The organism is Tepidimonas alkaliphilus, from assembly GCF_007556595.1.
GTDB classification, from domain to species: Bacteria; Pseudomonadota; Gammaproteobacteria; order Burkholderiales; family Burkholderiaceae_C; genus Tepidimonas; species Tepidimonas alkaliphila.
On record NZ_VJNB01000004.1, the window covers coordinates 168,286 to 179,732 of the forward strand.

11 protein-coding genes are annotated in these 11,447 nt (G+C 68.5%); all 11 read left to right on the forward strand.

The window, feature by feature from the left end; all coding sequences use genetic code 11:
* Positions 1-61 precede the first annotated feature (61 nt).
* The 11 genes from Talka_RS05610 (at position 62) to Talka_RS05660 (ending at position 11,371) form a co-directional block, all read left to right on the forward strand.
* Positions 62-1,141 carry a pilus assembly protein PilM gene (locus Talka_RS05610; RefSeq protein WP_425472641.1) on the forward strand — a complete coding sequence of 360 codons (1,080 nt, stop codon included), beginning with the start codon at positions 62-64 and terminating at the stop codon, positions 1,139-1,141.
* The gene (locus Talka_RS05615) at positions 1,141-1,749 is read left to right on the forward strand and encodes a PilN domain-containing protein (protein WP_143890137.1); all 609 of its coding nucleotides are present in this window, start codon (positions 1,141-1,143) and stop codon (positions 1,747-1,749) included. Before Talka_RS05610 ends, Talka_RS05615 begins: the two co-directional genes overlap by 1 nt.
* 31 nt (positions 1,750-1,780) lie before the next feature.
* Entirely contained in the window at positions 1,781-2,476 is a 696-nt protein-coding gene (locus tag Talka_RS05620) for a type IV pilus inner membrane component PilO (RefSeq protein WP_246100587.1), read from the forward strand.
* Complete coding sequence (locus Talka_RS05625; RefSeq protein WP_246100588.1) at positions 2,473-3,024, forward strand: pilus assembly protein PilP; 552 nt, start codon at positions 2,473-2,475, stop codon at positions 3,022-3,024. Before Talka_RS05620 ends, Talka_RS05625 begins: the two co-directional genes overlap by 4 nt.
* Positions 3,021-5,204: a type IV pilus secretin PilQ gene (locus Talka_RS05630; protein ID WP_246100589.1), complete on the forward strand. Its 2,184-nt coding sequence runs from the start codon at positions 3,021-3,023 to the stop codon at positions 5,202-5,204. The genes Talka_RS05625 and Talka_RS05630 overlap by 4 nt, the downstream gene beginning before the upstream one ends.
* A gap of 77 nt (positions 5,205-5,281) precedes the next feature.
* Complete coding sequence (locus Talka_RS05635; protein ID WP_143890138.1) at positions 5,282-6,421, forward strand: IclR family transcriptional regulator; 1,140 nt, start codon at positions 5,282-5,284, stop codon at positions 6,419-6,421.
* Positions 6,421-6,963 (forward strand): shikimate kinase, encoded by a 543-nt coding sequence (locus Talka_RS05640; RefSeq protein WP_143890139.1) that lies wholly within the window; start codon positions 6,421-6,423, stop codon positions 6,961-6,963. The genes Talka_RS05635 and Talka_RS05640 overlap by 1 nt, the downstream gene beginning before the upstream one ends.
* 9 nt (positions 6,964-6,972) lie before the next feature.
* Positions 6,973-8,124: a 3-dehydroquinate synthase gene (aroB, locus tag Talka_RS05645; RefSeq protein WP_143890140.1), complete on the forward strand. Its 1,152-nt coding sequence runs from the start codon at positions 6,973-6,975 to the stop codon at positions 8,122-8,124.
* A gap of 31 nt (positions 8,125-8,155) precedes the next feature.
* Positions 8,156-9,403 (forward strand): deoxyguanosinetriphosphate triphosphohydrolase, encoded by a 1,248-nt coding sequence (locus Talka_RS05650; RefSeq protein WP_143890141.1) that lies wholly within the window; start codon positions 8,156-8,158, stop codon positions 9,401-9,403.
* Positions 9,404-9,406: 3 nt separating this feature from the next.
* Complete coding sequence (locus Talka_RS05655; protein ID WP_143890142.1) at positions 9,407-10,624, forward strand: MFS transporter; 1,218 nt, start codon at positions 9,407-9,409, stop codon at positions 10,622-10,624.
* Positions 10,625-10,639: 15 nt separating this feature from the next.
* Positions 10,640-11,371, forward strand: coding sequence for a transposase (locus Talka_RS05660; protein WP_143890143.1), 732 nt, complete (start codon positions 10,640-10,642; stop codon positions 11,369-11,371).
* Positions 11,372-11,447: the final 76 nt, after the last annotated feature.

The following is an 11,447-nucleotide window of genomic DNA, read 5'->3' on the forward strand; positions in this document are numbered from 1 at the left end:
TGAAAGCTATCGCGCTGCTGGCGCCTCTGACAAAAAACGCCCCTCACGGGAGGCCATGGGTTTGATCGATTTGGGATCGTGGTTTCGTCGTGGCCCCGAGCCGCTGCTCGGCATCGACATCAGCGCCTCCGCCGCCAAGCTGGTGGAGCTGGAGCGCACGCGCGACGGTGCGTTGCGGCTGCTGCATTGCGCGTTGGAGCCACTGGAGCGCGGCTGGATCAATGAGGGCAACATCGAAAAATTCGACGAAGTGGCCGACGCCCTGCGTCGGCTGGTGCGCAAGGCTGGCGCCCGGACCAAGCGCGCGGCGCTGGCGCTGCCGGGGTCGTCGGTGATCACGCGCAAGGTTCACGTGCCCGCCGAGCTGGATGACGACCAGCTTGAGGTGCAGGTGGAAGCGGAGGCCGCGCAGCTGATTCCGTTTCCGCTGTCGGAGGTGGCGCTCGATTTTTGCGTGCTTGGGCCGTCGGCCAACGCGCCGGGTTACCAAGAAGTGCTGGTGGCCGCTGCCCGCAAAGAGCGAGTTAGCGATCGGCAAGGCTTGGCCGAGGCGGCTGGCCTGCAGCCGGTGATTCTGGATGCGGAGCCTTACGCCGCGCGGCTGGCGGCGCGCCGCGCCATCGAACGGCTGCCGGGCGGGGGGCGCAACCTCGTCGTGGCGCTGTTTGAGATCGGTGCGCAGAGCACCTCGCTGCAGGTGGTGCGCAACGACGACATGATCTACGAGCGCGACCAGGCCATCGGCGGCGAGGCGCTGACCCAGCGCATCGAGCGCCACTACCACCTGTCGCGCGAAGAAGCGGAGCTGCGCAAAAAGCAAGGCGGCGCCGGGCTGGCGGACTACGCGCAGGCGGTGCTGCAACCGTTTTTGGACAACCTGGGTCAAGAGCTGGGTCGGGCGCTGCAGTTTTTCTTCACCAGCACCCCCTACAACAAGGTTGATCACATTTTGCTGGCTGGCGGCTCGGCGGCGCTGCAAGGGTTGGCCCCAGCGGTGACGCAGCACACGGGCTTTACGGCTTCGGTGCTCAACCCGTTTGAGGGCATGGCGGTGGCGCCGTCCATTCCGGCGGCGCGCCTGGCCACCGAGGCCACCTCGTATCTGGTGGCTACCGGCCTGGCGCTGCGGAGGTTTGGGTGATGGTGGCGATCAACTTGCTGCCGCATCGGCAGTGGGAACGCAAGCGGCGGCGCGAGGCGTTTTATCGCCAGCTCGGTCTGGCGGTGGCGCTGAGCCTGGCGGTGGCCGGGCTGATTTACTTTACCTACCAGACCCGTCTGGAGGCTCAGGAAGCGCGCAATCGGGTGTTGCAAGACGAAATCGCTCAGCTGGATGCCCAAATCCGCGAAATCGCCACGCTGCAGGAGGAGTTGGGCGCGCTCAAGGCGCGACAAAACGCCGTCGAGAGCTTACAAGCGGATCGCAACCTGCCGGTGCACTTGCTCAACGAGCTGGTGCGGCAGTTGCCCGACGGCGTGGCACTGCGCTCGATCAAGCAAGAGGGGGCCGCCATCACGATCGCCGGCGTGGCGCAATCGCAGGAACGGGTGTCGGAGCTGTTGCGCAACTTGGGCAACGCCAGCCCCTGGCTGCAACAGCCCCAGTTGATCGAAATCGTCGGGGCCACCATGAACCTCAATCCGGGTGGCCAGCGGCGGGTGTTCAACTTTTCGCTGCGGGTCACCCAATCGAAGGGGACGGCGTCCAACGCTTCGACGACGTCCGGGCCCGCCGCGGGTCCCACCTGATCGAAGTCGCAGGGTAGGGAGGGATTGAATCGTGGCCATTCTTCGTGGCAAGACGGCGGCGCGGCGCTCCAGCATCGACTGGGCTGCCGTGCAGCAGCAACTGCAGCGTCAGTTCACCCGCCTGGATCCCAACGACCCGTCGCGGTGGCCCGCGCTGCCGCGCGCGTTGTTGTTGATCGGCGTGGCGCTAGCCCTGTTGGCTGCGCTGTGGTATCTGTGGCTGTCCGACCAAGAAGTGCAGTTGGACAACGCCCGCCAGCGCGAAAGCGAGCTGCGGACCCAATTCACGCAAAAGGCGGCCCAAGCCGCGGCGTTGGACACGCTCAAGCAGCAGTTGGAGCAAGTGCGCCAGTTTGTGGCGCAGCTGGAAAAGCAGTTGCCCAGCCGAGCGGAGATGGACGCGCTGCTGTCCGACATCAACCAGGCCGGGGTCGGTCGCGGCCTGCAGTTTGAGCTGTTCCGTCCCGGACAAGAGCAGGTGCGCGACCACTACGCCGAGCTGCCGATCACGGTGCGCGTGACGGGTTCGTATGAAGAGATTGGGCAATTCGTCTCCGACGTGGCGCATCTGTCGCGCATCGTGACGTTGACCAATTTGTCGATCGCGCCAACGCCCAACCGGGCCGATCAACTGACGATGGAGGCCACCGCCCGCACCTTCCGCTACCTCGATCCGGAAGAAATTGAAGGCCGCAAAAGCAATCCAGCCAAAGGAGGGGCGTCATGAGCGCCATGCGGCGGCGGCAGGCGGCGGGCATGCTCGGCGCTGCCCTGATTGGCTTGACGGGCTGCGCGCCGCAGCAAGACGACCTGCACGCCTGGATGCAAGAGCAGCGCGCGCGCGCCTCCATGACGGTGGAGCCGCTGAAGCCTCCGACCGTCTTTCAGCCAGAAACCTTCCAGGGCATTCAAGGGGTGTCGCCGTTTAGCGATGAAAAGCTGGTGCGCGCGCTGCGCAGCGACAGCGCCACCGCCGTGGCGTCGCGCCTGCTGCAGGCGGAGCAGCAGCGTTCGCGCGAGCCGCTGGAGGAGTTTCCGTTGGATGCCTTCACGATGGTGGGCACCTTGGAGCGCGCGGGCCGCCGCGTGGCGTTGGTGCGCGTCAATGGCGTGCTGCACCAGGTTCGAGTGGGGCAATACCTAGGGCAGAATTTTGGCCGGATCACGGCCATCAGCGAATCTCAAATCACGTTGCGCGAAATTGTGCAAGATGCCTCCGGGGAGTGGATCGAGCGCAACGCGACCTTGCAGTTGGTGGAAGGAAACAACCAATGAACCAACCGATGGCCAGGGTTTGCCCGATGCGGGCGCGCCTCGCGCTGAACCGTTGGCGCGCCGCCGCGTGCGTGTGGGTTTGCTTGTGGGGCGTCGTGGGCTTGGCGCACGCGGTCACGCCCTCTGCGGTGCGGGCGGTTCGGTTTACCCAAGCAAACGGCGAGGAGCAGGTGCGCCTTGAGCTGTCGGCGCCGTTGCCGCAGCGCCCGGTGGTTTTCGCCTTGCAGGATCCGCCGCGCATCGTGGTCGATTTGCCCGGCGTGCGCAATCAAGCCGAGCAATCCAGCTTTGACATCCGCCAAGGCAGCGTTCGCTCGGTGGGGTTGGTCGAGGCGGAGGGCCGCACGCGCGTGGTGCTGCAGTTGACGCGTCCCGTGCCGCATGAAGTGCGCCCGCAGGGCGCGCAGTTGGTGGTGGCGCTGCAGCCAGCGGCCTTGGCCTCCGTCGATTCGGCGCCAGCGTCGGCTGCGCCGCTGTGGGCTGCTGCAGCTGAAGCTCCTGCGGCATCCACCGCGCTGGTCGATATCGATTTTCGCCGCGGCGACGAAGCGGCGGGCCAGGTGATCGTGCAGTTGGGCAGCGCCCAGCAGGCCGTGGACATCCGACCGCAAGGCCGCAGCGTGGTGGTGGAGTTCATCGGCGCCAGCTTGCCGCCGGGTTTGCGTCGTCGGCTGGACGTCAGCGACTTTGGCACGCCGGTCAGGATGGTGACGGCCACTTCCTCCGGCGATCGGGTGCGCCTGGTGGTGGAAAACGCCGGCGACTGGGAGCACAGCGCCTACCAAAGCGACACCAAGTTCGTGCTGGAAGTGCGGCCCCTCAAGCCCGATCCCAACAAGCTGGTGCAAGGGCCCAAATACAGCGGCGAAAAGCTTTCGCTGAATTTCCAAAACATCGACGTGCGCGCGCTTCTGCAGGTGATTGCCGATTTCACCGGCTTTAACGTCATCACCTCCGACAGCGTGCAGGGCAGCCTCACGCTGCGCCTCAAAGACGTGCCGTGGGATCAGGCGCTAGACATCATCCTGGAAGCCAAGCAACTCGGCATGACGCGCACCGGCAACGTCATTCGCGTGGCGCCGAAAAAGGAGCTGGATGACGAGGCGCTGGCGCGGCGCGAAATCGGCAAGAAGCTGGAGGAGCTGGAGCCGTTGCGCACCGAAGTGTTCCGGCTCAATTTTGGCAAAGCCAAGGAAGTGGCCGACGTGCTCAACCAGCGCACCGTCAACGCTGACAAAGGCGCCGGCAACCGCTTTTTGTCGGAGCGCGGCTCGGCGGTGGCCGACGAGCGCACCAACCAGGTGTTTGTCACCGATGTGGCGGCGCGGCTGGAGGCGGTGCGCGAATACATCCGTCGCGTCGATGCGCCCAAGCGCCAAGTCATGATCCAAGCGCGCATTGTGGAAGCCAACGAGGGGTTTAGCCAATCCTTGGGCGTGCGCTTGGGCGGTGCGGATTTGCGCGGCGTGCGCGGGGGCGATCCCGGCTATTCGATCGGGGGCGGCGCGCGGGTGGCATTGGGGGGGTCTTACAATGCCATTGGCGGCACCACAGGGCAAACCGACCCGCTTAACTTTGCAGACACCACGATGGTCAATCTGCCCGCCAAGGGAGACAATGTGCCGCGCTTTGCGTTGGCGTTGTTCAGCCCGGCGGCGAACCGTTTTTTGAATCTGGAGCTGTCGGCGCTGGAAAGCGACAACAATGGTCGGGTGATTTCAAGCCCTCGGGTGGTGACGGGCGATTTGGGCAAGGCGTTCATCAAGCAAGGTCAAAAAGTGCCTTTTGAGCGTCTGGTTACCAGTCCCCAAGGCACGCAAACGGTGGTCGAGTTCATCGATGCCGTGCTGTCGCTGGAAGTCACGCCGCAAATTACCCCGTCGGGGCAGGTGCTGTTGCAGATCAAAGCGACCAAAAATCAGCTCGACGGGTTTCGCGGCAACAACCCGATCGTCGGTGTCAAAGAAGCGGAGACCGAGGTGATGGTGGAAAACGGTGGCACCGTGATGCTGGGGGGGATTTTTGAAGCCTCCGAACTGAATTCGGTGGATAAGGTGCCTGTTTTGGGCGATGTGCCCGTGTTGGGTCACCTGTTCAAGCGGCGCAGCAGCGACGTGGTCAAGCGGGAGCTGCTGATTTTTGTTACGCCCACGATCCTCGCGGATAACGCGAGCCTGTGAGCGGACGGTGGGATTGCACGGGATCAAGGGTTGAGATGATGGGACACTCACTTTGGAAAAGGCTGGCAGGGCTGGCGATGGTCGGCTGGGCGTTGGTGTCGTGTGGCGGCGGGGGCGGCTCGCCGGGCTACAACCCCAACACCAAAGAGTTGTCGATCGGTGGGGTGGCGTCGGTCACGGTGTTGCCTGGCGAATCGAAAGCGCTGCCGGTCAGCGGCGGCGTGCCGCCCTACCGTGCCGTCAGCGCCGAGTCCGCGGTCGCGGTGGCGGCCATGGACGGCTCGTCCTTGATCATTGGAGGCGTGGCGCCGGGGGCTGAGACCAGCGTGACCGTCACCGACCGCGCGGGAACCAGCCGTTCCTTAAGCGTCAAGGTGGGCTCGAGCGTGCCGCTGTTCACCACCGCGCCGGCCAAGCTGCAGCTGGGGGTGGGTCCGGCGGAAGCGCGCACCTTTCGCGTCAGTGGGGGCGTCAAGCCCTACACCATCACCGGCGACGCGCCGTTGGTGGCCACCGTGGTGCAACTGGACGCCGAGCAGTGGCGCATCCAGGGCGTGGCCATCGGTGAGATGACGGTGCGGATTCGCGACGCCGCTGGCAAGGAGCTGGAAGTGGCGGTGACGGTGGGGTCGCCGGAATTGCGCGTTTCCTCAGACAACCTCACACTGCCCCTTGGCATACCGGCCAGGGTTGTGGTCACCGGGGGGCAAAAACCGTACTCGGTTGCTGGCGGCATTCCGTCTGCCATTCAGGTCAGCCGCGTGGCTGGAACCGACGGCGAGTTTGAGATTGTGGGCTTGCTTGTCACGGGTGATGTGGATGTGGTGTTTGCCGATGCGACGGGCAAGTTTGTTAAAACCAAAGTGACGATCAACGACGCCAGCACGCAAATCCGGGTGTCGCCGTCCAGCGTCCGCTTGGGCGAGCGCTCTGGTTCCTCGCTGCGCTTCACCGTAGCCACGGCAGCCCGCGGTTCGCTGACGGTGCTGAGCAGCTTTCCCGGATTGGTTTCGATTTCAGAGGTGACGCCACCCGAATTCAATGCGGATGGTTCGGTTCGAACCTATGGTTCGTTTGTGGCCACGGTGTCCGGCAATGTGTGCGTGACGGGTGACACGCCGGTGACGCTGACGGTGATCGACGCCAATGGATCGGTGGGTACCGCCACAGTAACGGTGGTTGATACCGATCCGAGCTGTCCCACGCCTGCTCCGTGATGACCGCGCGGGTGGTGCTGATCGGCCTGCCCGGCGCCGGCAAGACCACGGTCGGCCGGCAGCTGGCGCGGCGGCTGCAGCTGCCGTTTGTCGATTCCGATGCGGTGATCGAGGAGCGGCTCGGCTGTAGCATCCGCGAGTTCTTCGAGCGGGAGGGCGAGGAGCCGTTTCGTGACCTCGAGGAGGCGGTGCTGGAGGAGCTCACGCGCGGCGAGCCTTGTGTGCTGTCCACCGGCGGGGGGGCGGTGCTGCGTGCGGCCAACCGCCAGCGGCTGCGCGCGCGCGGGCGGGTGTTCTACCTGCGCTCCACGCCGGAGGAGCTGATGCGCCGGCTGCGCCATGACCGCACGCGCCCGCTGCTGCAGGTGACCGATCCGCTGCAGCGCCTGCGCGAGCTGCATGCCGTGCGCGACCCGCTGTATCGCGAGACGGCCCATCACGTGATCGACACCGGCCGCCCTTCGGTGACGCTGCTGGTGCACACGATCCTGATGCAGCTGGAGCTGGGCGCCCCCGCCGAGGGTGAAGCGCCCTCCCGCTAAACTCGCGGCATGACCACATCCGCTGTCGTTGCCGAAGCCCCCGTGTCCGCGCCTGCCGCCACTGTGCTGCACACGGTGACCATCGACTTGGGGGAGCGCAGCTACCCGATCGTCATTGGCGCCGGATTGCTGGACGATCCGGCCACCTGGGCTGGTCTGCCGCGCGCGTCCTGCGCCGCCATCGTCACCAACACGGTGGTGGCGCCGCTGTATCTGGCGCGGCTGCGCGCGGCGTTGCAGCCGCACTACGCGCGCGTGCTGGAGGTGGTGCTGCCCGACGGCGAGGCGCACAAGGACTGGCCGACGCTGAATCGCATCTTCGATGCGTTGCTGGCCGCCGGGGCGGACCGCAAGACGGTGCTGTTCGCGCTGGGCGGCGGCGTGATTGGCGACATGACCGGCTTTGCTGCCGCTTGCTACATGCGCGGCGTGCCTTTTGTGCAGGTGCCAACCACCCTGCTGGCGCAGGTGGACTCCTCAGTCGGCGGCAAAACGGCCATCAACCATCCGCTTGGCAAGAACATGATCGGCGCGTTTTATCAGCCGGCGCGGGTGGTCTGTGATTTGGCGACGCTCGTCACCCTGCCGCCGCGCGAGTTCGCAGCCGGCTTAGCCGAGGTGATCAAGTATGGGCCGATCGCCGATGCGGCGTTTCAGGATTGGGTGGAAGCCAACATCGAGCGGCTGGTGGCCCGCGACGCCGCCGCGTTGGCGTATGCGGTGCGGCGCAGCTGCGAGATCAAGGCCGCCGTGGTTGGGCAGGATGAGCGCGAGTCTGGCCTGCGCGCGATCCTCAACTTTGGCCACACCTTCGGCCACGCGATCGAGGCGGGGCTCGGCTACGGCGTCTGGCTGCACGGCGAGGCGGTGGGCTGCGGCATGGTGATGGCTGCGGAGCTGTCGCGTCGCCTTGGCCTGGTGTCGGCGGCGTGGGTGGCGCGGCTGGAGCGGCTGGTGGCCGCCGCTGGCTTGCCGGTGCGTGCGCCGACGCTGGGGGCCGACAACACCGCGCGTTACCTGGAGCTGATGCGCATCGACAAAAAGGCCGAAGGGGGCGAAATTCGCTTTGTCCTGGTGAATGAGGCTGGGCAGGCGATGGTGCGCCCCGTGCCCGATGCGCTGGTGGCCGAGGTCATTGAGGCGCGTGGCTCCGCGACGTGACCCGCGGTGGCCTACAAAAGGCTCTGGTCCCATGACTTCGCAGCTGCCTGCGCTGGCGCAACAAGCGGCTGCCCGGGTTGCCGTTGATGCATGGCCAGCCGGGGCGCTGGCCCCGTGGGCGTGCGACCCGACGCGTAGCCGCGGACGGCGCCACCCGGAGCCGCCGGCGCCGACGCGCAATCCCTTCCAGCGCGACCGTGACCGCGTCATCCACTCCACCGCGTTTCGCCGGCTGGTTTACAAGACGCAGGTCTTCCTCAACCACGAGGGCGATCTGTTTCGCACGCGGCTGACGCACTCGCTGGAGGTGGCGCAGCTGGGCCGCAGCATCGCCCGGGCGCTGGGCCTGCATGAGGATCTGGTGGAGGCGATCGCGCTGGCGCACGACCTGGGGCACACGCCGTTTGGGCATGCCGGGCAGGAGGCGCTCAACGCCTGCCTGCAGGCCGACGACGGCCCGTGGGCCGCCGAGCCGCGCGGGCCGGATGAGCCGCACGGGGGCTTTGAGCACAACCTGCAAAGCTTGCGGGTGGTGGATGAGCTGGAGCAGCGCTATCCGGAGTTTGACGGTCTCAACCTCAGTTTCGAGACGCGCGAGGGCATCCTGAAGCACTGCGCGCGCGCCAACGCCGAGTGGCTGGAGGCGCGCGAGCCCGGCGGCGTGGGGGCGCGCTTTCTGCGCGGCGAGTCGCCGTCGCTGGAGGCGCAGCTGGCCAATGTGGCCGATGAGATCGCTTACAACGCGCATGACATCGACGACGGCGTGCGCAGCGGCTTGCTGACGCTGGAGCAGCTGGAGCAAGTCGAGCTGTTCGACGCGTTTCGTCGCGAGGCGCTGGCGCAGCATCCGCACCTGAGCGGGCGGCGGCTGTTGTATGAGTCCATCCGGCGCATGCTCAGCGCGCAGGTGTATGACGTCATTGCCGCCACGCGCGCAGCGCTGGCCGCCGCGGGCGTGCAGTCCGTGGAGGACGTGCGCGCGCAGCCGCCGCTGCTGGGCTTTTCCCCGACGATGCGCGAGGCGTCGCTGCGCCTGAAGCGCTTTTTGCTGGTGCATCTTTACCGCCACCCGCAGGTGATGGAGACCACGGCGCGCGCGCGTCAAGTGGTGGTGGATTTGTATCGCGCCTACTGTGCCGACCCTGCGCAGCTGCCGGCGCAGCGGCGCCGCGGCGGCCTTTCGCTGCGGCGGCAGGTGGCTGACCACATCGCTGGCATGACCGACCGCTACGCCATCCGCGAGCACGAGCGGCTGACCGGCCAGCGGCTGTTCGGCTGACCCATGGCGGCGCAGCCCGGCATTCCCCCGGCGGCGCGGCTGATCGTGCTGGTCGGCGTGGCCAGCGCGATGCACGTCGGCAAGCTGCCGCCGGCGCTGCCGCTGCTGGCGCGCGAGCTGGGGGTGACGCTGGTGCAGGGGGGCTTCCTGCTGTCCATGATCCAGCTGGCCGGCATGACGCTGGGGGCGATCCTCGGCCAGGTGGCCGACCGCATCGGCCCGCGGCGCGTGATGCGGGCGGGGCTGGCACTGCTGGCCGCTGGCAGCGCCGCCGGGGCGATGGCGTCTTCGCCCGCCGGCCTGCTGGCCGCGCGCGCGCTGGAGGGCACCGGCTTCCTGATGACGGTGCTGCCGGCGCCGGGGCTGATCCGCCGCGCCGCGCCGCAGCCGGCGGATCAGGCACGCGCGCTGGGCTGGTGGGGCGCCTACATGCCGATTGGCGCGGCGCTCGGGCTGGCACTGGCGCCGCCGCTGGACGCGGTGCTGGGCTGGCGCGCGGCGTGGGGGCTGCTGGCGCTGCTGGCGCTGGCCTGCGCCGCGCTGGTGGGCAGGCGGGTGCCGGCCGATGCGCCACGCGCCCCGGATGTGGGGACGGGCGCGGCGCTGCGGGCGGCGCTGCAGGGCCTGCGCGCGACACTGGCGGCCCCGGGGCCGTGGCTGGTGGCGCTGGCGTTCGGCGTCTACTCGGGTCAGTGGCTGGCGCTGGTCGGCTTCCTGCCGACGGTCTACGCCGGGGCCGGCTGGTCCGCCGCGGCGGCCGGCTGGGCCGGGGCGCTGGCCGCCGGGGTCAACCTGAGCGGCAACGTGCTGGCCGGGCGGCTGCTGGCGCGCGGCTGGCCGGTGCGGCGGCTGTTCGGGCTGGGCTACGGCGTGATGGCCGTCGGCGCGGTCGGCGCCTTCACCCTGCCGCCGCTGCCCGCCTACGCCGCGGCGCTGGCGTTCTCCGCGCTGGGCGGGTTGGTGCCGGGCACGCTGTTCGCGCTGGCGGTGCGACTGGCGCCGTCGCCGGCCACGGTGTCGACCACCGTCGGCTGGGTGCAGCAGCTCTCCTCGCTCGGGCAGTTCGCCGGTCCGCCACTGGTGGCGGCGCTGGCCGCGCGCAGCGGCGGCTGGCAGTGGTCGTGGTTGTTCAACGTGGCATGCTGCGCGGCCGGCGCGCTGCTGGCGCTGGCGCTGGACGCGCGCTGGCGGCGGCTGGCCGGCGCGCCGGTGCGGGTCTGAACGGAGGACGCGCCGATGGCCCGCCTGCCCCGCCTCAGCGTGCCCGCTCAGGCGCACCTCGTGGTCTGGCGCGGCCACGACGGGCGGCCGGTGTTCGTCGACGATGCCGACCGGCAGGCGCTGCGCGACGCGCTGGCGGAGCTGGCCGAGCGCGAGCAGGTGGCGGTGCACGGCTGGGCGTGGCTGGCGGCGCAGGTCTGGCTGCTGGTGACACCGGCGGAGGCCGAGGGGCTGCCGCGCCTCATGCAGGGGCTGGGGCGACGCTACGTGCGCCGGTTCCACGCCCGCCACGGCGGCCGCGGCACGCTGTGGGAAGGGCGCTACCGTGCCACCGTGCTGGCGCCGGACTGGGTGCTGCCGGCGCTGGTGTTCGTCGAGACGCTGCCGGTGCAGGAGGGGCTGGCCGCCAGCGCCGAGGCGTGGCCGTGGAGCAGCCATCGCCACCACGCCGGCCTGCAGCCGCAGCGCGGCCTGCAGCCGCCGGCCGGATGGTGGGCGCTGGGCGACACGCCGTTTGCGCGCGAGGCCGCCTGGCGTCGCCGCGTGGCCGAGGGGCTGGACGCCGCGGACCGCCAGCGCCTGCACGACGCGGCGGTCAAGGGCTGGCCGCTCGGTGACGACGCCTTCCTGCGCGCGCTGCAGGAGGCCGCCGGCGGGCGGCGGGTGCGGCCGGCCCGTCCCGGCCGGCCGCGCCGGAATGATCTGTCCCCAAATAATGGAGGCGATCGATCCGCCCTGGAAAAATAGTACTCCGACCCCAAATATTCCGGTTGCCACCGCGCGCGCGTTCGGCTATCCTGCGGGCTTTCCCCCGTCCTTTCCG

Bases quoted from the DNA above. Each gene is read 5' to 3' on its own strand.
- Talka_RS05625 (WP_246100588.1), top strand. From the start codon at position 2,473: ATGAGCGCCATGCGGCGGCGGCAGGCGGCGGGCATGCTCGGCGCTGCC.
- Talka_RS05615 (WP_143890137.1), top strand. From the start codon at position 1,141: ATGGTGGCGATCAACTTGCTGCCGCATCGGCAGTGGGAACGCAAGCGG.
- aroB (WP_143890140.1), top strand. From the start codon at position 6,973: ATGACCACATCCGCTGTCGTTGCCGAAGCCCCCGTGTCCGCGCCTGCC.
- Talka_RS05655 (WP_143890142.1), top strand. From the start codon at position 9,407: ATGGCGGCGCAGCCCGGCATTCCCCCGGCGGCGCGGCTGATCGTGCTG.
- Talka_RS05630 (WP_246100589.1), top strand. From the start codon at position 3,021: ATGAACCAACCGATGGCCAGGGTTTGCCCGATGCGGGCGCGCCTCGCG.
- Talka_RS05640 (WP_143890139.1), top strand. From the start codon at position 6,421: ATGACCGCGCGGGTGGTGCTGATCGGCCTGCCCGGCGCCGGCAAGACC.
- Talka_RS05660 (WP_143890143.1), top strand. From the start codon at position 10,640: ATGGCCCGCCTGCCCCGCCTCAGCGTGCCCGCTCAGGCGCACCTCGTG.
- Talka_RS05635 (WP_143890138.1), top strand. From the start codon at position 5,282: ATGGTCGGCTGGGCGTTGGTGTCGTGTGGCGGCGGGGGCGGCTCGCCG.
- Talka_RS05650 (WP_143890141.1), top strand. From the start codon at position 8,156: ATGACTTCGCAGCTGCCTGCGCTGGCGCAACAAGCGGCTGCCCGGGTT.